General features: G+C 66.4%; 22 protein-coding genes and 2 tRNA genes. 15 read left to right on the top strand and 9 right to left on the bottom strand.

Annotated elements, in window-relative coordinates:
- Positions 1-1,686 carry a DNA repair protein RecN gene (gene recN / locus ASF94_RS12570; protein ID WP_056666629.1) on the bottom strand — a complete coding sequence of 562 codons (1,686 nt, stop codon included), beginning with the start codon at positions 1,684-1,686 and terminating at the stop codon, positions 1-3.
- A gap of 2 nt (positions 1,687-1,688) precedes the next feature.
- A complete protein-coding gene (locus ASF94_RS12565) occupies positions 1,689-2,585 on the bottom strand; it encodes an NAD kinase (protein WP_056666626.1) in 897 nt (298 codons plus the stop codon).
- A 28-nt stretch (positions 2,586-2,613) separates the two neighbouring features.
- Here ASF94_RS12565 and hrcA point away from each other — a divergent pair, with 28 nt between their 5' ends.
- The 5 genes from hrcA to greB all read left to right on the top strand — a co-directional run bounded on the left by hrcA (position 2,614) and on the right by greB (position 7,492).
- Entirely contained in the window at positions 2,614-3,618 is a 1,005-nt protein-coding gene (hrcA, locus tag ASF94_RS12560; protein ID WP_056666623.1) for a heat-inducible transcriptional repressor HrcA, read from the top strand.
- Between the two features lie 46 nt (positions 3,619-3,664).
- A tRNA-Ile gene (locus ASF94_RS12555) sits at positions 3,665-3,741 on the top strand.
- 202 nt (positions 3,742-3,943) lie between these two features.
- A tRNA-Arg gene (locus ASF94_RS12550) sits at positions 3,944-4,020 on the top strand.
- Positions 4,021-5,054: 1,034 nt separating this feature from the next.
- The gene (locus tag ASF94_RS21340) at positions 5,055-5,876 is read left to right on the top strand and encodes a hypothetical protein (RefSeq protein WP_156382531.1); all 822 of its coding nucleotides are present in this window, start codon (positions 5,055-5,057) and stop codon (positions 5,874-5,876) included.
- A 1,037-nt stretch (positions 5,877-6,913) separates the two neighbouring features.
- Positions 6,914-7,492 carry a transcription elongation factor GreB gene (gene greB / locus ASF94_RS12540; protein WP_056666616.1) on the top strand — a complete coding sequence of 193 codons (579 nt, stop codon included), beginning with the start codon at positions 6,914-6,916 and terminating at the stop codon, positions 7,490-7,492.
- A 77-nt stretch (positions 7,493-7,569) separates the two neighbouring features.
- Here the strand turns inward: greB and ASF94_RS12535 are convergent, their stop codons facing one another.
- The 4 genes from ASF94_RS12535 to ASF94_RS12520 all read right to left on the bottom strand — a co-directional run bounded on the left by ASF94_RS12535 (position 7,570) and on the right by ASF94_RS12520 (position 11,738).
- Entirely contained in the window at positions 7,570-9,840 is a 2,271-nt protein-coding gene (locus ASF94_RS12535; protein WP_056666613.1) for a bifunctional (p)ppGpp synthetase/guanosine-3',5'-bis(diphosphate) 3'-pyrophosphohydrolase, read from the bottom strand.
- A 107-nt stretch (positions 9,841-9,947) separates the two neighbouring features.
- Complete coding sequence (gene rpoZ / locus ASF94_RS12530; RefSeq protein WP_056666610.1) at positions 9,948-10,151, bottom strand: DNA-directed RNA polymerase subunit omega; 204 nt, start codon at positions 10,149-10,151, stop codon at positions 9,948-9,950.
- A gap of 21 nt (positions 10,152-10,172) precedes the next feature.
- Complete coding sequence (gene gmk, locus ASF94_RS12525; RefSeq protein WP_056666607.1) at positions 10,173-10,793, bottom strand: guanylate kinase; 621 nt, start codon at positions 10,791-10,793, stop codon at positions 10,173-10,175.
- 36 nt (positions 10,794-10,829) lie between these two features.
- The gene (locus ASF94_RS12520; RefSeq protein WP_200933067.1) at positions 10,830-11,738 is read right to left on the bottom strand and encodes a YicC/YloC family endoribonuclease; all 909 of its coding nucleotides are present in this window, start codon (positions 11,736-11,738) and stop codon (positions 10,830-10,832) included.
- Between the two features lie 75 nt (positions 11,739-11,813).
- Between ASF94_RS12520 and ASF94_RS12515 the strand changes: the two genes are divergently transcribed.
- The 5 genes from ASF94_RS12515 (at position 11,814) to hemW (ending at position 16,492) form a co-directional block, all read left to right on the top strand.
- Entirely contained in the window at positions 11,814-12,830 is a 1,017-nt protein-coding gene (locus tag ASF94_RS12515) for a serine/threonine-protein kinase (protein WP_056666604.1), read from the top strand.
- On the top strand, positions 12,827-13,729 hold the full coding sequence (locus ASF94_RS12510; RefSeq protein WP_056666601.1) for a PP2C family serine/threonine-protein phosphatase: 903 nt from the start codon (positions 12,827-12,829) through the stop codon (positions 13,727-13,729). The genes ASF94_RS12515 and ASF94_RS12510 overlap by 4 nt, the downstream gene beginning before the upstream one ends.
- A 105-nt stretch (positions 13,730-13,834) precedes the next feature.
- Positions 13,835-14,581, top strand: coding sequence for a ribonuclease PH (rph, locus tag ASF94_RS12505; RefSeq protein ID WP_056667249.1), 747 nt, complete (start codon positions 13,835-13,837; stop codon positions 14,579-14,581).
- 45 nt (positions 14,582-14,626) lie between these two features.
- Positions 14,627-15,226, top strand: a complete 600-nt coding sequence (rdgB, locus tag ASF94_RS12500) for an RdgB/HAM1 family non-canonical purine NTP pyrophosphatase (RefSeq protein ID WP_056666597.1) — start codon at positions 14,627-14,629, stop codon at positions 15,224-15,226.
- A gap of 93 nt (positions 15,227-15,319) precedes the next feature.
- The gene (hemW, locus tag ASF94_RS12495; RefSeq protein WP_235505367.1) at positions 15,320-16,492 is read left to right on the top strand and encodes a radical SAM family heme chaperone HemW; all 1,173 of its coding nucleotides are present in this window, start codon (positions 15,320-15,322) and stop codon (positions 16,490-16,492) included.
- A 172-nt stretch (positions 16,493-16,664) separates the two neighbouring features.
- Here the strand turns inward: hemW and ASF94_RS12490 are convergent, their stop codons facing one another.
- The 3 genes from ASF94_RS12490 to ASF94_RS21335 form a co-directional block, all read right to left on the bottom strand.
- Entirely contained in the window at positions 16,665-16,991 is a 327-nt protein-coding gene (locus tag ASF94_RS12490; protein WP_056666591.1) for an I78 family peptidase inhibitor, read from the bottom strand.
- Between the two features lie 142 nt (positions 16,992-17,133).
- Positions 17,134-18,546, bottom strand: a complete 1,413-nt coding sequence (locus tag ASF94_RS12485) for an SPOR domain-containing protein (RefSeq protein ID WP_056666588.1) — start codon at positions 18,544-18,546, stop codon at positions 17,134-17,136.
- Positions 18,547-18,667: 121 nt separating this feature from the next.
- Entirely contained in the window at positions 18,668-18,820 is a 153-nt protein-coding gene (locus ASF94_RS21335; protein WP_156382530.1) for a hypothetical protein, read from the bottom strand.
- Positions 18,821-18,992: 172 nt separating this feature from the next.
- Here ASF94_RS21335 and ASF94_RS12480 point away from each other — a divergent pair, with 172 nt between their 5' ends.
- From ASF94_RS12480 to ASF94_RS12460, 5 genes are all read left to right on the top strand, one after another.
- Positions 18,993-20,006: a M14 family zinc carboxypeptidase gene (locus ASF94_RS12480; RefSeq protein ID WP_235505350.1), complete on the top strand. Its 1,014-nt coding sequence runs from the start codon at positions 18,993-18,995 to the stop codon at positions 20,004-20,006.
- Between the two features lie 25 nt (positions 20,007-20,031).
- Positions 20,032-20,868: an alpha/beta fold hydrolase gene (locus ASF94_RS12475; RefSeq protein WP_082493230.1), complete on the top strand. Its 837-nt coding sequence runs from the start codon at positions 20,032-20,034 to the stop codon at positions 20,866-20,868.
- Between the two features lie 70 nt (positions 20,869-20,938).
- Positions 20,939-21,946: a tripartite tricarboxylate transporter substrate binding protein gene (locus ASF94_RS12470; RefSeq protein WP_056667244.1), complete on the top strand. Its 1,008-nt coding sequence runs from the start codon at positions 20,939-20,941 to the stop codon at positions 21,944-21,946.
- Between the two features lie 100 nt (positions 21,947-22,046).
- On the top strand, positions 22,047-22,715 hold the full coding sequence (locus ASF94_RS12465; protein WP_056666585.1) for a response regulator: 669 nt from the start codon (positions 22,047-22,049) through the stop codon (positions 22,713-22,715).
- Entirely contained in the window at positions 22,712-24,148 is a 1,437-nt protein-coding gene (locus ASF94_RS12460; protein ID WP_156382529.1) for a sensor histidine kinase, read from the top strand. Before ASF94_RS12465 ends, ASF94_RS12460 begins: the two co-directional genes overlap by 4 nt.
- The last annotated feature ends 7 nt before the right edge of the window (positions 24,149-24,155 follow it).

The following is a 24,155-nucleotide window of genomic DNA, read 5'->3' as shown; positions in this document are numbered from 1 at the left end:
TCAGCCGCGCTCCGTCGTTGCTGCGGGTGCTGCTGCCGGGCGCGCATCGCCCAGCATCTCGCGCGCATGGGCCAGCGTGGTGGCCGACACGCGCTCGCCGCCCAGCATGCGAGCCACTTCGCCGGCACGCGCATCGCCCTCGGCAGGCTGCACCGAGCTGGTGGTGCCGCCAGCGCGCTTGTGCTTGGCGACCACCAGATGGTGGTCGGCGCAGGCGGCGACCTGCGGCAGGTGGGTGACGGCCAGCACCTGCCGGTCGCGGCCGAGCTGCTGCATGAGCCGGCCCACGGTTTCCGCCACCGCGCCGCCCACGCCGGAATCGACCTCGTCGAAGATCAGCGTCGGCGCCTCGCCCAGCTCGCTGGTGGTGACCGAGATGGCGAGCGAGATCCGCGACAGCTCGCCTCCCGAGGCCACCTTGCCGATGGGTTTGGGCGTCATGCCGGGATGGCTGCTGACCAGGAAGCTGATCGCATCGGTGCCGTGTGGTCCGGGTTCGGCGGCCGAATCCACGGCCACTTCGAACCGGCCGCCCGTCATCCCCAGGCCCTGCATGGCCTGCGTGATGGACTGCGCCAGGCGCGGCGCGGCCTTGGCGCGGCGCTGCGACAGGCTGCGCGCAGCCTTGTCGTAGGCGGCCGCGGCGGCGCGTTCCGCGGCCTCCAGCTTGGCCAGGTCCGCCGCAGAATCGAGCTGCTGCAGCTCGGTCGTCCAGCCCTGCAGCAGGGCGGGCAGGTCGGCCGGCGCACGCTTGTAGCGGCGCGACAGCGACACCCATTGCGACAGGCGCGCGTCCAGCTCCTGCAGGCGATCGGGGTCGAGTTCGGTATGGCGCAGATAGCCTTGCAGCGAATGCGCCACGTCGCTGGCCTGTGCCAGGCAGGAGGTAAGCACCTCGTTCATCGAACGAAACGCTTCGTCCACCTGCTCATAGTCCTGCAGCAGGTTCTGCGCCTGCGACAGCCGCCCGAGTGCGCCGCTGTCGTCGTCTTCGAGCGCGGCCAGCGCGCCCTGGGCGCTGTCGAGCAGCGCCTGAGCGTTCGACAGCCGGCTGTGCTGTGCATTCAGCTCGTCCCATTCGTCCGGGCCCGGGGCCAGCTTGCCGACTTCACCGATCTGCCACTGCAGGCGTTCGCGTTCCTGCTGCAGCGTGTCTTGCGCCGCCCGGGCCTGCGCCAGTGCTTTCTGCGCATCGCGCCAGGTCGTCCACAGCGCGGCCAGCGGGCCGGGCTGCAGCCCGGCATAGGCGTCGAGCAGGCCGCGCACGGCATCCTGCCGCGTCAGGCTCTGCCAGGCATGCTGGCCGTGGATGTCCAACAGCTGGCCGCCCACCACGCGCATCTGCGTGGCTGTCACCGGCACGCCATTGATCCACGCGCGGCTCTTGCCCTGCACGTCGATCGTGCGGCGCAGCAGCAGCGAGTCGTCCGGCGGAATGCCGGCTTCCTCCAGCCAGGGGGCGAGCGAGGCCTGGGCGTCGAATTCGGCCGCCATGTCGGTACGTTGGGCACCTTCACGGATGACGCCGGTATCGGCGCGGCCGCCCAACAGCATCTGGAGCGCGTCGATCAAGATGGACTTGCCGGCGCCGGTTTCGCCCGTCAGCACCGTGAAGCCCGCATGCAGGTCCAGCTCCAGCGCTTCGACGATGACGAAATCGCGAAGCTCGATTCGCTTGAGGGCCATGGTCAGGAGCCCCCTTCGTTCCAGCGCAGCTTCTTGCGCAGCGTGGCGAAGTAGTTCCAGCCGCGGGGGTGCAGAAACCGCACGCTGTGTTCGGAGCGCCGCACCAGAATGCGGTCGCCGTGCAGCACCGAAGCGAGCGACTGCATGTCGAAGTTGGCACTGATGTCGCGGCCGCCCACCACCTCCACGGCCACTTCGGTCGCGTCGGACAGCACGATCGGACGGTTGGAGAGTGTGTGCGGTGCAATCGGCACCAGCACCCAGCCGGGAATAGAAGGGTGCAACATCGGCCCCCCTGCGGACAGGGAGTAGGCCGTCGAGCCGGTCGGCGAGGCGACGATCAATCCGTCGGCGCGCTGGTTGGAGACGAAATGCCCGTCCACCTCCACACGCAGCTCCACCATGCCCGAGGTCGATCCGCGGTTCACCACCACATCGTTGAGCGCCAGCGCCTCGAACACGCAGTCGCTGCCCCGCATTACGCGCGCCTGCATCAGCGGGCGCAGGTCTTCCTCGTACTCGCCCGCCAACATGGGCGTCAGCGTGGCTTCGAATCCTTCCAGCGGAATGTCGGTGATGAAGCCCAGGCGGCCCTGGTTGATGCCGATGAGCGGCGTGCCATAGCTGGCCAGCCGGCGGCCGACGCCCAGCATGGTGCCGTCGCCACCCACCACCAGCCCCAGGTCGCACTGCGCACCGATCGCGTCCACATCCAGCACCACCGGGCCGGTAATGCCGGTGTTGGCCGCCGTCTCCGCCTCCAGCACCACTTCGCAATCCATGCCGTCCAGGAAACGCACGATGGCGTCGATGGCCTGGCGCGAACTGTCGGACGCCGCTGCCGCTTGGCTGGCCTGGTATTTGCCGATGAGCGCAACGCGCCGGAAAGTGGACTTCATTCAGAAATTACATCACTAAAATGAGTCAATGCTCGATGACCGGTCCAAGTTGTTGCTGAAAGCGCTCGTAGAGCGTTACATCGCCGACGGCCAGCCCGTGGGGTCGCGCACGCTCTCGCAGGCGTCGGGGCTCGATCTCTCGCCGGCCACCATCCGCAACGTCATGGCGGACCTCGAGGGGCTGGGCCTCATCGCGAGCCCGCACACGTCCGCCGGCCGGGTGCCCACCGCCAAGGGCTATCGCCTGTTCGTGGACACCATGCTGACCGTGCAGCGTGGCCAGTTGATGACACCCGAGCTGATGCCGGAGCAGCCGCAGAAGGTGATCGCCAATGCGGCCCATCTGCTGTCCAACCTCTCGCAGTTCGTCGGCGTGGTCATGGCGCCGCGCCGAGCATCCGTGTTCCGGCACATCGAGTTCCTGCGCCTGTCCGAGCGGCGTTTCCTGGTGATCATCGTGTCGCCCGAGGGAGACGTGCAGAACCGTGTGATCTTCACCGACGCCGACTATTCGCAGTCGCAGCTGGTCGAGGCGGCGAACTTCCTGAACGCCCACTATTCCGGCCTCACCATGGAGCAGGTCCGTGAGCGGCTCAAAAGCGAGGTCGACCAGCTGCGCGGCGAGATCGCCGACCTGATGCAGGCGGCGGTGAGCGCCGGCACCGAAGCCATGACGCAGTCGCAGGACGAGGTCGTCTTCTCGGGTGAACGCAACCTGCTGGCGGTGAGCGACTTTTCCAGCGACATGGGCCATCTGCGCCGGGCGTTCGATCTGTTCGAGCAGAAGACGCAGATCCTTCGCCTGCTGGACATCTCCAGCAAGGCGGAGGGCGTGCGCATCTTCATCGGGGGCGAGAGCCATGTCGTGCCTTTCGAGGAACTCTCCGTCGTCAGCGCGCCCTATGCCGTGGACGGGCAGGTCGTGGGCACGCTGGGCGTCATCGGCCCGACGCGCATGCCCTACGACAAGATGATCCAGATCGTCGACATCACCTCGCGCCTCGTCAGCAACGCGCTGAGCCACCGCAAGTAACCACATACAATCGCCGGGTGTCTTGCCGACTGCGGCGCTGGCGCAAGGGGCGTTAGCTCAGTTGGTTAGAGCAGGGGACTCATAATCCCTTGGTCGTCGGTTCAAGTCCGCCACGCCCTACCAACTACAGCCACGGGCTGCGATGTTTTCGTCGCAGCCCGTGCTTCTTTGGAGGTAGATGCAAAAAACTGCACCGATCTTCAAAACAGGCGCCGCAGCTGCGGTACAATTCTTCATCGTCTTTCAATGACTGCCCAGCAAGGCAATTAAAAAAAAGACGATTTTTTGAAGAGGCATGTAATTTCATGCTAGAATTCAAAGCTTAGCGGCTGTAGCTCAGCTGGATAGAGTACTTGGCTACGAACCAAGGGGTCGTGGGTTCGATTCCTGCCAGCCGCACCATACGGTAAGCCCTGCAAGATCTTGATCTTGCAGGGCTTTTTCCTTTGTGGATCGCGTTCTCACATGACCCGCTCTAGCAGTCCTTGGGGACTTTGGGGGGGAGTGGCACCAGCCAACCGCGCCTGGTGCTTCGCGCGCAAGGTAGTCAGCCTCTTTTTGCTTCAGCCTGAATCCTTCATGAGCTTCTGCAACACAGCACGCTGTTGCACGATCTGCTTCATGCCCACGGTGCCGAACGCACGGTCTTCGGGAAGCATCATCTGTCGCCCGACACACTGGGCTCGCCTACTCCAGCCTTTGATGGCAGATGCCCGGATGATGAAAGTGCCGGTTGCCAAACCCCGCTGTCCGCGGGGCCTTACTCACTCTGCAGGTTCGCACCACGCCTCCAGGACGGCTCGCACGGTTTCTGCTGAATGGGTGAGATTGCAAGCTCTGCCCAGCAGGGCGTTTTGGGTGCAGGACGCTGTCGGCCCAGCTCCCACTTTTCCACCTTTCCCGCCATGAGCTTTGGCGTGCGTGCCGGCATAGGCATGTGAGACGCTGCACCGCACAAGCCAGCGTAGCGTTCAGGCTGGCGCGCTGCGGTTACACCCGACGACGTGACCAAGAGAATTTCAGGCGCCACCGGCTCCGCACTCTGCTCCGCGACAAGCCCTCGGTGAGAAATCGAGGTTTGCAGGCTGCCGCTGCAATCAATCAGCTGAGCGGGCGAACCTGGTATGGACATTTCAGGCTAGAGCAACTCAGCCGCTTTCTTTAGCCGCTTTCTTTAGCTGTCTACAGAATAATCCGGCTCTTCGGTATCAAGCCGATGGCATGAGCGCAGTTGCGCTACGCTAAGTTATGAAAATAAGTCAGTTAATCAAATGGAGACAATGTTTGACAATTGTTGACGGTTGGAGGTGAACGGCTTCCGGAATATGCAAGCGAGCGGCACTGGCGGTGGTTACGATTTATCCAACTGCTCTGTGAGGATTGGCGGCGATCTTGCGCGAGGCAGTCACCTTTATCCATGACTAGTGAGCGCTGAAATGATGACTGAGAAGAAAACCCCCCTCTGGATATTCCAACGGACAGGGTGGCTCGCGGGGCTGATCGTGAGTGCCGCAGTCAGCGCCCCCGCATTCGCTCAAGAATGGATTGACGCGCCGCTCGTGACGTCCGAAGTGGTCAACGGAACGCTTGGCTCTGTGCCGGTCAAGTTGTCATCGTATTACCCCTCGGGAACGAGAGCCCCAGGCGTGGCTTTCAATATCCAAACGAATACAGCGCCCGGATACAACATCTGGGGTAACAACATCCCGCAGAACAATGCCAAGCTCTACCCTGCGGCTGCGGTCAATGCTACGCGGGATATCGTGCTGCTGACGCAGTCCAGATCCACGCCGGCTGATCCGCATCGGGTGAGGATGAGTTTTGGCTCGCCCGTCGTCAACCCGACATTGCTGTTTTTCAGCATCGATACCAGCACTCTGGATTTTTCCTCGGCGGTCACGGCATCGGGGGCGGCTGCCGAGTTGACGATGACGACCAATCCTCCGGCGCTGGTCACCGGTAAGTCAGTGACAAAGAATCCCGCTGCCACCACCACCCAACCAGACGGTGACGAGGGGTGCAGGATCGACACGGCCCGGGCTTGCGGGGTCGTTCAATTCACAGGTGTGTATGACGAAATCACCTTCGATGTCACAGGGGCGGATGGGATAGGCATGCAGATCGGCGCCGGCGTCGTGCCTGATGCGCAGAAATCGGCAAGATCCGTACCTTCTCTTTCAGGCGCAGGGCTCATGACGATGATCTTGTCGATGGTCGGATTGGGTGGCTGGTTCGCCCGCCGCCGTATCGCAGGCTAGTAGGCACTGAAAATCCGCGCAATGCCGAATTCTCCGAAAGTTGGGGCTGCGGACAGTACGAAAACCGTGTCGCCCACTTGGCGGAGGGGAAGCCGTCGGGAATGGCGGTTGTCTTCCTTGAGCCTATTGCGTCGTGTGATGCTAGAAATTCTCCCGTTGCGCGCCCATCAGAACGCGTGGCACCCATCCATCTGAATGGTATTCAAGCCGGCTACTTGTCTAAATAGCAGGTGTATGTCAATCGAATCGATGAGCGGGATCTCACCCGCTCATGTTCGATGCAATCAAGCGGGTGAGAAATAATCGGGAGCCTGCAGGCAGGTCCGAGAGAAACCGCCATCACTGTGAGGGCAGTCACCCGCTACCGGCTGGGCCTGCAGCAGCTGATTGGGTTCGAAAAACCGTGGGATTGAGTTGGACGATTTTGAACGCCCCTGGGCAGGCGAGCGTCAAGCAGTTCGCTTCAGAGACCGTCGGCGTCTGACGAAAAATGGATCGCAGAACCAGCCGAAATGCCACCCGCCGTAGATCCTACTCCTCTCATGAGGGCGATGCGACCGCCTGATTCGAAAGAATGCCTGTCCATTCGATCACCCTCAGTGTCCCGTTGTCGCAGGCTTCAATCCAGGGCTGAATGCGGCATTGGCTGGCACGCACGAAATCCCTGCTTCGCTAGGCTCAAGGGTCCGCAACGAAAGGATCTCCATGCTCCAGCCTTCCTCGTTCCAGTCCATTCCCCAACCCGGTGGCCCACAGCCGCAACCCGTGCCGCCGCTGGACACGCCTCCGTCACCCCAACCCGGTGGCCCACAGCCGCAACCTGTGCCGCCGCTGGACACGCCTCCGTCACCCCAATGGGTGCCCCAGCCGGAAGTCGATGACCCGCCAGCGCAACCGGGAGGCGACCAGCCGGTGCAAGACCCACCTGCCCACCATTGAGTCGTGGGCTCGTTCGGCAGGCTGCCAGAATCCGGCGGCCTTTTGGCGCTTTAAGGGGGGGAACCGGAACGCTCCGACCCGGCTACAACTGCGATGCAATGAGTAAAGCTTTCACCAAAGAAAACGACGCGGCCGAAGACGATGACGACGCTGGCGGCTTGCCCGCTCCAGCGTTGCCGCAAGGCAGCAAGAACTATGTCACGCCTGCAGGGTACGAGCGACTGCGCTCGGAACTGCTGGAACTGATGGACACCGAACGCCCCAAGATCGTGGACGTCGTGCACTGGGCCGCGAGCAACGGCGACCGGTCGGAAAATGGCGACTACCTCTACGGGAAAAAGCGTCTGCGGGAGATTGATCGCCGCATCCGGTTTCTGACCAAGCGCCTGGAGATTGCAGAGGTGGTAGACCCGAGCGTCCACGATGGCAGCGACCAGATCTTCTTCGGCGCCACGGTGACCTATGCGGACGACGAAGGCGAAGAGCGCACCATCACCATCATGGGGGTGGACGAAGCGGACAACGCACGGGGCCAGGTGAGCTGGATTTCGCCCGTCGCGCGGGCATTGCTCAAGGCCCGCGAGGGGGACGCGGTATCGTTGCAGACCCCAGGCGGACTGCGCACGCTGGAGGTGATGAAAGTCCGCTATCCGGTGCGGCAGGCCGCAGCCACTTGACTCGTTGCCCGCCGGGCTGAAGCCTCGGCTGCGAAAGGCAGCTCGTTAGGTCCTCAGGTCCTCAGGTCCTCAGGTCCTCAGGTCTGCGGCAGTACCCTGAAGGCTCTCAACACCGCATTCGTGCGGCGCAGGTTGCGTAGCGCAGACTCCATGTGGGCCTGATCACGGACAGCCACGATCAGGCGCAGATCCGTGGTGTCCATCGCAGCGGCATCGTCCATCTCCACGTGCACGATATCCGCTTCCGAACTCGCCAGTTCCGCAGCCACCCGGGCCAGCACACCCTTGCCGTTCGACACCGTCACCACCACGCCGGTTTCGAACATGCGGGTCGGCTCGTCAGCCCAGTCTACGGCAATGAAGCGTTCGCTGTCGCGGTGCTGCAGCTTCTTCGCGGCGCTGCAGGCACTGTTGTGAACGACGAGCCCTTCACCTTTGCCCAGGTAGCCCACGATCGGGTCGCCGGGCACGGGGCGGCAGCAGTGGGCGTATTGCACCGATGCGTTTTCGCTGCCGTCCAGCGTCACGCCACCCTGCGAGAGGTTTTCATGCGAGCTGTAGCGCTCGCGCGTGAGCAGCAGGGCGTCGGGCCGGTGGCCGTGTTCCGACATCAGCACCACCAGCCGCTTGGCGACGATGCCGGCGATGCGCTTGCCCAGGCCGATGTCGGTCATCAGCTCCACCCGGCTGCGGTTGCCCGTGAAGCGCAACAACTTCTCCCAGAGGGCGTGATTGCTCTCTTCGTCAGGCAGTTGTTCCAGGCCTTCGGCGCGCAGCGCCTGGGTGAGCAGCTTCTCGCCCAGCCCCGCCGATTCGGTGTGGGCCAGTGTCTTCAGGTAGTGCCGAATCTTGGAGCGCGCACGGCCGGTGCGCACGAACCCCAGCCAGGCGGGGTTGGGTGTCGACACGGGTGCCGTGATGATTTCCACCACGTCGCCGTTCTTGAGTTCGGTGCGCAGCGGCACCTGCTCGTTGTTGATCTTGGCGGCCGTGGTGCGATCGCCCACGTTGCTGTGGATGGCGTAGGCGAAATCCACCACGGTGGCGCCCCTGGGCAGGGCCATGATCTGGCTCTTGGGGGTGAACACGTACACCGCATCAGGGAAGAGATCGACCTTGACGTGGTCCCAGAACTCCGCCGCGTCCCGGGTTTCGTTCTGGATGTCGAGCAGCGACTGCAGCCACTTCGTGCCCATGCGCTCGGCGGCCGTGCCGTCCGAGTCGTGCGCTTTGTAGAGCCAATGCGCCGCCACACCCGCTTCGGCGACGACGTGCATTTCCTCGGTGCGCATCTGGAACTCGATATTCACGCCCGACGGGCCGACCAGCGTCGTGTGTAGCGACTGGTAGCCATTGAGCTTCGAGATGGCAATGTGGTCCTTGAACCGGCCAGGCACCGGTTTGTACATCTGGTGCAGCACACCCAGCGCGGTGTAGCAATCGGTGACCGTGGGCACGATCACACGGAAGCCGTAGATGTCGGTCACCTGGGCGAAGCTCAGGTGCTTGGTGTCCATCTTCTGGTAGATGGCGTAGAGCGTCTTTTCACGCCCTGCCAGCCGCACGTTCATGTGGATGCGCGCAAACGCGGCGTCCACTTCGGTCTGCACGCGCTGAACGATGTCGCGCCGGCGGTTGCGGGCCTTGTTGACGGCTTTCGACAGGGTGGCATACCGCCAGGGGTGGAGGTGGCGGAACGACAGGTCCTGCAGCTCGCGATAGGTCTGGTTCAGGCCCAGGCGGTGCGCAATGGGCGCATAGATTTCGAGCGTCTCGGACGAGATGCGGCCCCACTTGCTGCGGGGCATGTCGGACAGGGTGCGCATGTTGTGCGTTCTGTCCGCCAGCTTGATCAGGATGACGCGCACGTCGCGTGCCATGGCCAGCAGCATCTTGCGGAAGGACTCGGCCTGATTCTCTTCGCGGGTGTCGAACTGCAGCTTGTCGAGCTTGGTCAGTCCATCGACCAGTTCCGCCACCGGTGCGCCGAAGCGGTCGATCAGGTCGGCCTTGGTGACGCCGCAGTCTTCCATGGCGTCGTGGAGCAGGGCGGCCATCAGGGCCTGTGCGTCGAGTTTCCAGGTGGCGCACTGCGCGGCGACCGCGATCGGATGGGTGATGTAGGGTTCGCCGCTGCTGCGCAGCTGACCCAGGTGGGCCTCGTCCGCAAAGCGATAGGCCTGCCGGATCTGCTCGATGCTGGCGGCATCCAGGTAGTCCAGGTTCTCCAGCAGGGCTGCGAAGCTCGCTGCCGCAGCGTTGGCGGCGGCCGCAGACGTGCTGGCGCCGCGCGGGGCATGGCCGGGAAGTCCATCGGAAACGGAGGGCTTGTTCAACACCACTGTCATCCCTCAAATGTAGCCTGCGATCGGCAAACCGACATTTCAGGCAAAAAAAAGCACCGCAGCGCGGTGCTTTTTGACAATTCGGCGGCTGGCCGGACTGCGGACTGCGATCAGCCTGGAACCTTCTTGAGCATTTCCAGGCCGACCTTGCCGTCGGCGATTTCGCGCAGTGCCGTCACCGCGGGCTTGTTGCGGCTTTCGATCTTGGCGGCATGGCCCTGGCTCAGCATGCGGGCGCGGTAGGTCGCGGCCAGCACCAGCTGAAAGCGGTTGGGGATCTTTTCAAGGCAGTCTTCGACGGTGATGCGGGCCATGATGGTTCTCTGGAAAAGGGATCAGGAGATGTTGAGCGACTCGAAAGTGTCGGCGCGGGTGCGGCGCTGGGCCGCGAACTTCAGGCGCTGTGCGTGAACGATGGTTTTCAAGTCGAAAAGCGCACGCTCAAATAACTCGTTGATTATAACGAAGTCGAATTTGCACGCCTGTGCCATCTCGCCGGCCGCATTCTGCAGCCGCATCTCAATGACGTCGGGCGCGTCTTCGCCCCGCCGCTCCAGGCGTGACCGCAACTCTTCCCAGCTGGGGGGCAGGATGAAGATCAGCACCGCGTTGGCAAAGGCTTCCTTGATCAGGATGGCGCCCTGGAAGTCGATCTCCAGCACCACGTCGGCACCTTCGGCAACGCGTTCTTCGATGGCCTTGCGGGACGTGCCGTAGCGCCGGCCGTGCACGTGCGCCCATTCGACGAAACCGTTGGACGCGACCATCGCGTCGAATTCCTGGTCCGACGTGAAGAAGTACTCACGTCCGTGCTTTTCCTGGCCGCGCGGTGCGCGGGTGGTGTGCGACACCGAAGGCTGAACGTGGGAGTCGAGCTCCAGAAGGGCCTTGACCAGGCTCGACTTGCCGGCACCGCTGGGTGCTGCCACTACAAAGAGATTTCCGGGATAGTCCATACGGCGTCTGCGCTAGCTGCTATCAAAATTGAATTATCACTCGATGTTCTGCACCTGCTCGCGCATCTGCTCGATCAGCACTTTCATGTCCACGCTGATGCGTGTGAGATCGAGCGCCGCAGATTTCGAGCCCAGCGTGTTCGCCTCGCGGTGCAACTCCTGAATGAGGAAGTCGAGGCGCTTGCCGATTTCGCCGCCCTTTTTCAGCAGCCGCTCGATTTCATCCAGATGCGATTGCAGCCGTGTGACCTCTTCCGCCACGTCGATGCGAATGGCGAAGGCGGTGGCCTCGGTCAGGGCGCGGTCGCGCGCGGCGTCGGCGTTGACCGTGCCTTCGCCCGCGCTGAGCGCCTCGTTCCAGCGCTCCAGAAAGCGTTGCCGGTGCTGCTCCACCAGCTGCGGCACCAGCGGCACGGCCTGCGCGGCCAGGGCGCGCAACTGGCCCAGTCGGTCCTGCAGCATGGCGACCAGGCGCTTGCCTTCCCGCTCCCGGGCGGCCAGCAGGTCCTTCAAGGCCTTTTCGGCCAGCGCCGGGACGGCCTCGCTCCAGTCTTCTGCCGGGCCGGAGATGTTGCCGCACAGGCGCAGCGCATCGGCCACGCTCAGGGGCGCGGCCTGGGGCAACCAGGCCTTGACGGCGTCCTGCAGGCTGTTCAGGCGCTGCAGCAGGCGTGGCGCGGGGTCGGGCAGGGCGCCGGTGTCGGCGTTCTCGATGAAGGCGCGCACCTCGACCTTGCCGCGCTTGAGCTTGGCGGTGAGCAAGGTGCGCAGCGCGGGCTCCTGCGACCGCAACTCGTCGGACAGGCGGAACGACAGATCCAGAAAGCGGCTGTTGACCGAGCGGATTTCCAGCCCCAGACGGCGCGTCGGCGCCTCGGATTCGGTGTCCGCCGCGGAGGCGCCGTGCTGGGCGCTGGCGTATCCGGTCATGCTGTAAACTGCCATGGGACTTTCGGTGGTTGCTTGCAAAACAGGCGATTATCCCGGTTCCGATTCGTGCCCGAGTCTTCTTCGCAGAATATGTCCAAGATCAAGCCGGCACCTTTGCCTCCCGAAACCCTCATTGGCGGTTACCGCGTCATCCGGCGTGTGTCCGCAGGCGGCTTCGGCGTGGTGTACCTCGCCACCGGGCCCGACGGCCAGCAGGTCGCCATCAAGGAATACCTCCCTTCATCGCTCGCCACGCGCGAACCCGGCGAGCTGCTGCCCAAGGTGCCGCCCGAGAAGCTGTCGCTCTACCGGCTGGGCCTCAAGAGCTTTTTCGAAGAGGGCCGGTCGCTCGCGCAGATCTCGCACGCCTCGGTCGTGAGCGTGCTGAATTTCTTCCGCGAGAACGAAACCGTCTACATGGTGATGAACTACCTGGAGGGCGCGACCCTGCAGGACTTCATCATCACCGCGCGCGACCTGAAGACCCAGAAGGTGTTCCGGGAATCCACCATCCGCTCGCTCTTCGACGAGGTGCTGCGGGGCCTGCGCATCGTGCACCAGCACAAGATGCTGCACCTGGACATCAAGCCGGCCAACATCTTCATCACCGACGACAACAAGGCGGTGCTGATCGACTTCGGCGCGGCGCGCGAGGTGCTGTCCAAGGAAGGCAATTTCATCCGTCCCATGTACACCCCCGGCTTCGCGGCCCCGGAGATGTACCGGCGCGATGCGCAGATGGGGCCGTGGACCGACATCTATGCCATCGGTGCCTGCATCTACGCCTGCATGCAGGGCTTTCCACCGAACGAGGCGCCCCAGCGGACCGACAAGGACCGGCTGGCGTTGGCGCTCACCAAGTTGCGGGGTGTCTATTCCGACAACCTGATCGAAGTGGTGGAGTGGTGCATGGCGCTCGATCCGCTGTCTCGGCCGCAGTCCGTCTTCGCGCTGCAAAAGGAACTCAGCCGCGAGGGCGAGCGCCGCTACACCAAGCTGACGATGGGCGAAAAGATGCGGCTGCAGCTCGACACGCTGGTGGCCGACACCAAGAAGAACGTGCAGAAGATGGGCGAGGCAACCCGGTTCGGCGGAAAGCCGAAATGAAGTTCTCGGTATTCCAGGTCAGCCGGCGCGGCGGCCGCGACAAGAACGAAGACCGGATGGGTTACTGCTACACGCGGGAGGCGTGCCTGTTCGTGCTGGCCGACGGCATGGGCGGCCATCCCGATGGCGAAGTGGCCGCGCAGATCGCCATCCAGACCGTGTCGGCATGGTTTCAGCGCGAGGCCAAGCCGGCACTGAACGACCTGCGGGAATTCCTGTCCACTGCGCTGCTCGCGGCGCACCAGCAGGTGCTGCGCCATGCCAGCGACCGCGGCATGCTCGACACGCCCCGCACCACGCTGGTCGCCGCCGTGGTGCAGAACGGCCGGGCCTGCTGGGTGCATTGCGGCGACTCACGGCTCTATCTGGTGCGCGGCGGTGAGGTGCTGGCCCGCACGCGCGACCATTCGTACCTGGAACTGCGCAACAACCCGCAGTCCGGGCCGGAACACGTCAACCGCAACGTGCTCTTCACCTGCCTGGGCTCACCCTCCAAGCCCATCTACGACCTGGCCGGGCCGCTGGTGCTGGAGCAGGGCGACCGTCTGCTGCTCTGTTCCGATGGCCTCTGGGGCACACTGGAAGACGCCGACATCGCGCGCCAGATCGGCCGCCAGCCGGTGTCCGTCGCGGTGCCTGACCTGGTCGAGGACGCATTGCGCAAGGCCGGCAGTTTCAGCGACAACGTCACCGTCGTGGCAATGGAGTGGGAAACGCCGGACACCTTCGATTCCACGCAGGGCATCAGCACCGAAAGCATCAGCGACGGTGTGTTCGCCTCCACCATCCAGGGCGGCCCGCCGGAGGGTTTCGACGACGATCTGGACGACGAAGCCATCGAGCGTTCCATTGCCGAGATCAACGAAGCGATCCGCCGATCTGCTGCCCGCAAGGCCTGAAGGCCGCAGCGGGCCCCGCCGCGCCGGCCTTGCCACGCTGGTCTTTCCATCCGTGGCTCCGCGCCCAGCGACTGCCCTATTTTGCTGACCACCGAACATCACTTCATGATCACCGCTGCCTTCACCCGCCCTGGCGCCCGCGCCGTCGACCAGTTGCGTCCGGTGCGCATCACGCGCCACTACACCATGCATGCCGAAGGCTCGGTGCTGATCGAATTCGGCAACACCAAGGTGCTGTGCACCGCGTCGGTCGAAGAGCGCGTGCCCCCGCACAAGCGCGGCAGTGGCGAAGGCTGGGTGACGGCTGAATACGGCATGCTGCCGCGCTCCACCCACACGCGCAGCGACCGGGAGGCCGCGCGCGGCAAGCAGAACGGCCGTACCCAGGAGATCCAGCGGCTGATCGGCCGCAGCCTGCGTGCGGTGTTCGACCTGAAGGCGCTGGGCGAGCGCACCCTGCAACTCGACTGCGACGTGATCCAGGCCGACGGCGGCACCCGCACGGCGGCCATCACGGGCGCCTGGGTGGCCGCGCAGGATGCGGTCGCCACGCTGATCGCCAGCGGCAAGCTGGCGGCCTCGCCGATCACCGCGCCCCTCGCGGCCATCTCGGTGGGCATCGTGAACGGCACCCCCGTGCTCGACCTGGAATATGTGGAAGACGTGGCCTGCGACACCGACATGAACGTCGTCATGACGGTGAACGGTGAAGGCGCGGCCCACTACGTGGAAGTGCAGGGCACGGCCGAGGGCGCCGCGTTCACGCGCCAGGAGATGGACCGCCTGCTGGCGCTGGCCGAGAAAGGTGTCGGCGAGCTGGTGGCGCTGCAGCGGCATTCGCTATCAAATTAATAGCGCTATCCCCTTGTTGATTAAGCGCGAAAGGCACTTTTGACGATGAAACTAGTTCTTGCATCCAACAACCGCGGCAAACTGGCCGAACTGCAGTCCATGCTGGCGCCGCTGGGCGTGGAGCTGGTGCGGCAAGCCGACCTGGGCGTGGGCGAGGCCGAGGAGCCCTTCCACACTTTCGTCGAGAACGCGCTGGCCAAGGCGCGCTTTGCCGCCCAGCACACCGGGCTGCCCGCGCTGGCCGACGATGCCGGCTTGTGCGTCGATGCCTTCGGCGGCCTGCCGGGCGTGCAGACGGCGCATTACGCCACCCAGTTCGGCTACGAGAAGGGCGACGACACCAACGTGCAGGCTCTGCTCGAGCAGATGGCCGGCATCGACAACCGTCGGGCCGCCATGGTCAGCACGCTGGTGGCGGTGCGCAGCCCGCTCGACCCCGAGCCGCTCATCGCCGTCGGCCGCGTGGTGGGCGAGATCGCCCGCGAGCGCCGCGGCGCCAACGGCTTCGGGTTCGATCCCATCATGTTCATCCCTGAATTCGGCGCCACGTTCGCGGAACTGCCTGTGGACGTGAAGAACGCCCACAGCCACCGCGGCCGCAGCGCGCAGCAGATGCTGGCGCTGATGCGCGAGCGCTGGTTCTGACGCGGGGCCCGGCACGTGTCCATTCCCATCATTGCGGCAGAAGCCCCGGCGGGCGAGGGCGAATCGGCAGCGCTCAAGGACGTGCAGCACTACATGCGCCCGGGGCTGCTGCAGCTGTCCAGCCTGCCGCCGCTGTCGCTGTACGTGCACCTGCCGTGGTGCCTGAAGAAGTGCCCGTATTGCGATTTCAATTCGCACGAAGCGCGCAGCGGCGCCGAGGGGCTGCCCGAAGCGCGCTACCTCGACGCGCTGATGGCCGACCTGGAAGCGGCGCTGCCCCTGATCTGGGGGCGCACGGTGCACAGCATCTTCATCGGCGGCGGCACGCCCAGCCTGTTCTCGCCCCAGTCCATCGACCGCCTGCTGGGTGACCTGCGCGCGCGGCTGCGGCTGGAAGCCGATTGCGAGATCACGCTGGAGGCCAACCCCGGCACCTTCGAGAAAGACCGCTTCCGCGGCTATCGCGCGGCGGGGGTCACGCGCCTCTCGATCGGCGTGCAGAGCTTCGACGACCGCTTCCTGCAGGCGCTGGGCCGGGTGCACGACCGCGCCCAGGCACTGGCTGCGGTGGAGGAAGCGCGCGACGCGTTCGACACCTTCAATCTGGACATCATGTACGCCTTGCCCGGGCAGGGCATGGCCGATCTGGAGCAGGACCTGCGCACTGCGCTGTCGCTGTCGCCGCCGCACATCTCGATCTACCACCTGACCATCGAGCCCAACACCTATTTCGCCAAGTACCCGCCCGTGGTGCCGGAAGACGACACGGCCTACGCCATGCTGGACCGCATCACCGAGATGACGGGTGCGGCCGGCCTGCAGCGCTACGAGGTGTCAGCCTATGCGCGCAGCGGCCATGCATCGGCGCACAACACCAACTACTGGCAGTTCGGCGATTACCTGGGCATCGGCGCCGGGGCGCACAGCAAGCTGAGCTTTGCGCATCGCATCGTGCGGCAGGTGCGCCTGCGCGATCCGCGCCGCTACATGGATGGCGCCCTCACCGGCCGGGCCATTGCGCAGGACGCCGACGTGCGCCGCGCCGACCTGCCCTTCGAATACATGCTGAATGCGCTGCGCCTGCGCGAAGGCTTCACGCTGCAGCAGTTCATGGAGCGCACCGGACTGCCGCTCACCGCCATCGCCCGGGGGCTGGCGGAAGCCGAGCGCAAGGGGCTGCTCACGCAGGACGCCGGCCATGTGCGGCCCACCGAGCGCGGCTTCGACTTTCTGAGCGACCTGCAGGAGCTGTTCCTCGCCGATTGACAGCCTGGCCGGAGGTCCGTGCCCACCGGTGCTCAACCGGAGGGCCGGGCCGGATCGCTCCTGTCGTGCAGGGGGGCCAAGGCGCGCCGGCATGCTCCGGAAGGACGGCGCCTGAGCCGCCGTCAGACGGCGTCAGAGTGCGTCAGAGGCCCGGGGAGCCCGCCGAAGGATCTCAGCCGCAGCGCACGGCCACGATGCGGTCGGCCGCATCCACCTCCAGGTTCAGCCGCTGGGTGCTGTATTCCTTGGTGATCATCTGGCCCGGGCGCAGCACCCGCGCCATGTTGGCGCCGGACTTGACGCGCGCTGCCTCCACCACTTGCGCCGTGCTGTTCTGGCCCACGAACGATTGGGCGGGCTGCGCGTCGCACACGCCGCCGACCGGTGCGGTGGAGGCGCCCGCCACGGTCGAGGGGCTGGACTTGCTGAACGGCCCGGTGGTGCAACCGGCCATCAGGGCGAGCGAGGCGAGGGGAAGGGCCATCAGGGAAAAGCGCATGGGTGGGAACTCCGTAGTCGGTGAGGGGAAGGAAAGCAGTGGGCGACCATAGCGCAGCGCCCGGCGGCGGCCGTCACCAGTGGTAACCGGCAGGGTGGAATGGGGCGACGCGCGCACCCGCATTCGCCAGGGACCGGGGCCGCTAGCGCTGGGCAGGCGCGGCGTCCAGGCCCAGCAGTTGGACCTGCGCCATCGCTGCATTGGCTTCTGCTGCCGAAGTGAACGGGCCGGCCCGAACCCGGGTGAGCACCCGCCCGCTGGTGGATCGCACTTGCGCGGTGGAAGCCGGCAAGCCGGCTTCCCGCAGCCGCGCGTGGGCGCGGCGCGCGTTGTCCGGATCGCCGAACATGCCGGCGTTGATGTAGAGCTGCCGGCGCGCCGGTTCGGCCGCAGCGGCCGCCGCAGCGCTGGCGCGAGCGCGCGGTGCTGTGGCTTTGGCTGCGGTGGCCGCCGCGCTGGCCAGGACTGTCGGTCGGGTGAGGCGCGCGGCACTCTGGCTGCCGGCGGGGCGTGCGGCAGCCTCGGCGCTGGCTGCGGGGACGGGCGGCGCACCGGGAACACCGGCCGTGGCAGTGCTGCCGGCAGCGGCAGTGGCTGCGGCAATGGTTCCCGTGGCGGCAGCGGCGGCGGCGGGCGTGCTCGCCACGGCAGGCGTGGCGGTCCGCCCAGGCGGGTTGGATGACGCCGCCACAGGCGCCGGCTCCGCCGGGTTGGCGCTGGCATTCGGTGCAGCGGCGCCCGCCGATGCAGCCGGGGCGGGCAGGGGGGTGGTCGCGGCTTCGGCGTTGTTGGCGGTGGTAGCGGTGGTAGCGGTGGTAGCGGGGCTGGTGGGATCGGACGACGTCACAGGGGCCGTGGTGCTCTGTTCCCCTGCGACTGCCTCTGCCGCTGCCGACGTGTTCGTTGCGAGCACGCCGGCCGCTGCCGGTACTGCCTGCGCGGGTGCAGCCCTCTCTGTCGGCGACGCGCCGTCCGTCGGGCGAAAGCTCTCAGGGAAGGCGATCCACCACAGCAGCGCCACCGCAGCCAGGGCCGCATGGGCCGCGATCACCCAGCCCAGCCGCTTGCGCGTCGGGGCCTGGCGGGCCAGCAGTTGAACGGCCTGCGGCAGGTTGGCCGAGGCCGAGAGCGCCTTGGTGATCTTCTTGCGCACCTCGGCATGCATGGCGGCGTCGCCATAGAGGCCCGGCACCACGCAGGCCGCGCACCAGAAAGCCAGCGTCACGCCGGCCAGCACCGGCAGCGGGGCGCCGAGCCACTGGTGCCCCAGCACGAAAAGCAGCAGCGCCACGCCTTCCACGGCGGCGAGATAGACCAGCGCTGGCGCCCACAGTTGTCGGAACACCATCCACCCGAGAGTGAAGAACGCGGCGGCGGCATTCCAGCCGGGCAGGGTGCGTCCGGTGTCGTCCTGCCGCTGGAAGAACGCCAGGTAGCGCTCGGTGTGCTGCGAGCCGAGTGCAGCGCGGTACAGCGCCGGCATGGCGGTGTTTTCGGCAGGGCGCGGCGCCAGCACGGCGGCGGCCTGGGCCGCATAGGCGGTGTGGGCTTGCATGGGCGGAATTCTGGCACGCTGCCAGCGCCGGCCGGGGGTGTGGTTCTACCGAGTCACATGCACTGGGCGCCCGCCGGTCGCCACGCGCCCTGCGGTGCGGGGCGGGCGTGCCACGCGCCCGTCAGCGCAGGGGCGCACGGCGCTGCGCAAGACGCCGCGACCGCAGCAGCGCCAGGCACTCCACCAGCCCTGCGCCCACGCCCAGCACGATGGAGGCGGCAGCCGTCCACCGGCGATGGAGGGAGGGTCTGCGACGCAGTGGGGGCGAGGTCATGCGGCGGGAGCTTGCCGCCGTTTCATGTCAGTTTGACGACGCGCCGCAGTAGCCCCGTGGCCGCGACGGACAAGGCCCGTCCGGTGGCCGGCCCCCGCTATTCTGGACAGCTTCTGGCTCCCCAGCCGCAGCGGGCTCCCCGGCGCCCGCCCCACCCATTCCTTCCCTCTTCGTGACCGCGCCGCTGCTGCCAGAACTGACCGCGCTCGAGCGCATCATCGAGCAGGGTGCGTCCCATCTGCAGGTGCGCACGCTGCGAAGCATCGCAGCGCCGCCCGGTCCCGACCTGCCGCTGCATGCCATCTGCATGGGAAGCGCAGCCCCCGATGCTCCGGCGGTGGGCTTCTTCGGCGGGGTGCACGGGCTGGAGCGCATCGGCGCCCAGGTGGTCATCGCCTATCTGCAGAACGTGGTGAACCGGCTGCGCTGGGATGGCCTGCTGCACCGGCAGCTGGAAGAAGTGCGGCTGGTGTTCATGCCGCTGGTCAACCCGGGCGGCATGCGCATGGCCACGCGCGCCAACCCCCGTGGTGTGGACCTGATGCGCAACGCCCCCATCGCCGCGGACGACCGCGTGCCCTACCTGATCGGCGGGCAGCGCATCAGCGCGCGTCTGCCCTGGTTTCGGGGCGAACCGGATGCGCCGATGGAGGACGAGAGCCAGGCCCTGTGCGAACTGGTGGAGACGGAACTGCTGTCGCGCCAGTTCAGCCTGGCGCTGGACTGCCACTCGGGCTTCGGCCTGGCCGACCGGTTGTGGTTCCCTTTCGCCCATACGCGCGAGCCGATCAGGCATCTGGCGGAATTGCATGCGCTGCAGGAGATCTTCATGCAGGCCTACAGCAACCACCGCTACCTCATCGAGCCGCAGAGCGTGCACTACCTCGCGCACGGCGATCTGTGGGACCACCTCTACATCCGCGCGTGCGAGGAGCCGGGTCGCATCTTCCTGCCGCTGACGCTGGAGATGGGGTCGTGGCTCTGGATCAAGAAGAACCCGCTGCAGCTGTTCACCCGCTCGGGCATGTTCAACCCGCTCATCGATCATCGCCAGCAACGCGTGCTGCGCCAGCATCTGGCACTGCTCGACTTCCTGCCCAGGGCGGCCTGCAGCTACCGCGACTGGCTGCCGGGCGCCGCCGTGCAGGAAGTGCGGCGCGCTGCGGCGCTGGCAGCATGGTACTGAAGGCACGCCGTATGAAAGCCGACCCATGGCCACCTGGATACTGTTGCGCGGCCTGACACGCGAGGCCGGTCACTGGGGGAGCTTCCTTCCAGAGTTTCACGCCCTGGTGGGAGCGCAATGCGTGGTGCTGGCCCTGGACCTGCCCGGAAACGGGAGCCTGCACCGGGAAAGCAGCCCATGGCGCGTGCAGGACATGCTGGCCGCATGCCGGGCGCAGGTCGCCCAGGCCGGACTCAAGCCGCCCTTCCACCTGCTGGCGATGTCACTGGGCGCCATGGTCGCCGCCGAGTGGATGCAGCAGTCACCGGAGGACATCGCCGCCTGTGTGCTGATCAACACCAGCGTGCGCGGATTCAGTCCGTTCTACCGCCGGCTGCGGGGGCGCAATTACGGCACTCTGCTGACATTGGCTTGTGTGTGGGCGCAGCCTGCGCGTGCAGAGGCCGTGGTCCACGCGCTGACCAGCCGCCAGGCAGCGTCAGCGTCGCGCGAAGACTGCGTCGTGGAGTGGGTCGCCATCCGGTCGCAGCGTCCCGTGTCGCGGGCCAATGCCCTTCGGCAATTGGTGGCGGCCGCCGTCTACCGCCCGTCGGTCGCTCCCCCTGCCGTGCCGGTGCTGCTGCTGGCAAGTGTGGGCGACCGGCTCGTGCACTGGGGCTGCTCCGCCGCCATCGCCCGCGCGTGGGACTGCGCGCTGGCCGTCCATCCCGCTGCCGGGCACGACCTGCCCCTGGATGCGCCGCAGTGGGTGCTGTCCTCGGTCGCCACCTGGCTGCGCTCACTGGAGGCTGACAGAGCCTCGGGTGCGCTGGGGCGCCCCGCGTCGATTGGGGTAAACAAGGGGAAACCGGGCGTCTTTTGAAAGGCCTTTGAAAGCCCGCGTCCGCCATCATTACCGCCAGCAACCACCTCAAGAGATACACGTGACCCCTATCGAATCCAACACGGTCCGCGCGCAGGCGTCGATCCGCCGCCGCCAGCTTCTGATCGCCGGCGGGGCCGTGGGGCTGGGCAGCCTGCTGCCAGGCGTGGCCTCCGCGCAATCCGCCTGGCCGGCCAAGTCGATCCGCTTCGTCGTGCCGTTCGCGCCGGGTGGCAGTTCGGAGATCGTCGCCCGATCCACCGCAGTGGAGCTGTCCAAGACGCTGGGGCAGAGCGTCTATGTCGACAACAAGCCCGGCGCGGCGGGCAACATCGCCATGTCGGAGGTCGCTCGCTCCGAAGACCTGCACACCATCATCCTGGGCCACATCGGCACGCTGGCCGTCAACCCGTACATCTTCGACAAGCTGCCGTGGGCACTGAAGGACTTCAAGCCGGTCAGCCTGCTGGCCAAGGTGCCGAGCCTGTACGTGGTGAACGCCGACCTGCCCGTCAAGAACCTCAAGGAGTTGATCGCCCACGCCAAGCGCAACCCCGGCAAGCTCAGCTATGGCTCGGCCGGGAATGGCAGCGCCGGCCATCTGGCCTTCGAATACTTCAAGATGGCCTCCGAGGTCTTCATGCTGCACGTGCCCTACAAAGGCACCGGCCCCATGTTGACCGATCTGCTCGCCGGCCGGGTGGATGCGTCAGCCATCGGTGCGGCCGCCATCATCCCCTTCATCAAGTCCGGCAAGGTGCGTTGCATCGCGACCGGCTCCGCGCAGCGTCTTCCTCAATTGCCGGACGTGCCCACGGTCGCCGAGCAGGGCTTCCCCGGCTTCGAGATGACGCAGTGGTACGGCATGCTGGCGCCGTCCAACATGCCGCAGGCCAACATCGACAAGCTGGCCGCGGAAACGATGAAGGCGGTCAAGGCGCCCGAATCCCAGCGCCGGTTGACGGGCGATGCCGCCGAGGCCATTGGCGGTACGCCCGAGCAGTTCGCACAGTTCATCGCCGCCGAGCAGGAGCGCTGGAAGAAGGTCATCGCGCGGGCGCAGATCCGACCGGACTGAGCCACGCTCGCACTGCGCCCAGGCGCTGCCCAGGCAGTGCCCGGGTGGCGGCACGTCCCGTGGTCTTCGCCCGGCAGGGCCCATCGATAATGGAGTTCGCATGAAACTCCTGCTGGCCGAAGACGAATCCGCGCTCGCCGACTGGCTCATGCGCATCCTCGCGCAGAGCGGCAATGAGGTCGATTGGGTGGCCGATGGGCGCCTGGTCCGGCGTGCGCTGCGGAATGCACGCTACGACGCGCTGATCCTGGACCTGGGGCTGCCGGGCCTGGCCGGGGAGGACGTGCTGCGCAGCCTGCGCGATGAGGACAACCAGGTCCCCATCCTCATCCTGACGGCGCGCGATACCCTCGCCGGGCGCGTTGCCACCTTGAAGGCCGGCGCGGACGACTTCCTGGCCAAGCCCTTCGAGGTGGAGGAACTGGAAGCCCGGCTGCTGGCGCTGACCCGCCGTGCGAAGGGCCGTGAACCCGCCCGACTGGCCTGCGGCCCGCTCACGTTCGACACCGCCACCAAGCGCTTCGACGTGGGCCAGGAAACCCTGGTGCTCACGGCGCGCGAGCACGCCGTGCTGCGCACGCTCATGCAGAGCGGCGGCGAGCCCCTCACCAAGCGGGAGCTGCTCGAGCGCGTGTTCCCGAACGACAGCGACATCCACCCCGAGGCCGTGGAAGTGCTCGTCCACCGCCTTCGCAAGCGGCTGGCGGGCACGGGCGTGCAGATCACGACGTTGCGGGGCCTGGGTTACCTGCTGGAGGCAGTGCCGTGAACCTCGACGCCCTGCACCGGGTCAGCTTGCGCCGAATGCTCATCGCGGTCCTGCTGGCCGGGGTGACGGTGGGCTGCTGCCTGCAGGTCTGGCTCACTTGGCACACGGCGAGCTCTGCCGTCAATGCGGCGTTCGACCGCTCGCTGTTCGGCGCCATCAAGGCGATCGATGCCAACGTGTCGACCGACAGCGGCGGCCTGGCGGTCGAGCTGCCCTACGTGCTGTTCGAGTTCTTCGAACTAACGGCCAGCGGACAGGTGTTCTACCGGGTGGCGACCCTGGACGGGCTGGTCGAGATCGGTAACCCGGATCTGCCGCTGCCGGCGCAGCCGCTGCAGGACCGTCAGCCCTATTTCGAGACCGTGGACTATGCGGGCACCCAGGTCCGTGTCGGAACCTATGTGCGGCCGCTGCTCCATCCGGTCGGCGGGAGCAGCGACCGGCGTCTGGTCGTGCAGGTGGCCGAGCCGTTCGCGTCCCGTGACCAGTTCAGCCGGCAGTTCATCGTGGGCGCGGTGGTTCGCGATGTGCTCCTGGCCGCGCTGGTGGCGGGGATGGTGGCCGCCGCAGTGGCCTGGTCACTGCGCCCGCTGCGGCAACTCCGGCAGGAGGTGATTTCACGGGCCCCTTCCGATCTCTCGGCCATCGACACCAGCCGCGTGCCGCAAGACGTCATTCCGCTGGTGGATGCGATGAACCAGCACATCCATCGCTACCGCGAGCTGCTGGAGGGGCAACGGCAGTTCGTGGACGACGCTTCGCACCAACTGCGCACGCCGCTGAGCACGCTGCTGACGCAGGCCGCCTTTGCCCAGCGGGCCACCGACATCGACAGCATGCGTGACGCCTTGACCGCGCTGCGCGAGCAGCTCAAGCACACGGTCCGGCAGACCAACCAGATGCTGGCGCTGGCCCGTGCCGACACGGTGGAGGTCGCCATGCAGGCCATTGACCTGGGCGCGCTGGCCCGCGACGTCACCAAGCGCTGGTGGCCGCAGGCGCGCAGCCAGCAGATCGACCTGGGATTCGAGATGGCCTGCACGCCGCCACTCGTCCGGGGCCACGGTGGCCTGCTGGAAGAAGCCTTGGCCAACCTGCTCGACAACGCGCTGCGCTACAGCCCCGGGGGCGGCCGGATCACGGTCAGCGTGTCCGTTGCCGGCGCTTGGGCCAGCGTGACGGTCAGCGACAGCGGGCCCGGCATGCCCGCGCATGAGCTACCCCAGGCGGGCACTCGTTTCTTCCGGGCCAGCAATTCGCAGGGCGGCGGGTCGGGGCTCGGCTTGGCCATCGTCCACTCGATTGCCAAGCGGCATGGTGCGATCTTCGATCTGCAGCACGCGCCCGGCGAAGGCGGGCTGGTGGCGCAGCTGCGCTTTGCCTGGGATGGGGAAGCGCCGCATGCATCCTCCGGGCTGGCCTGCGTTGCCTGAGTGGTGC

It is taken from the genome of Acidovorax sp. Leaf160 (genome assembly GCF_001424265.1).
GTDB lineage: Bacteria > Pseudomonadota > Gammaproteobacteria > Burkholderiales > Burkholderiaceae_C > Paracidovorax.
Note: the sequence above shows the minus strand (reverse complement) of the source record. Positions and strands in the feature narration are given on the sequence as shown.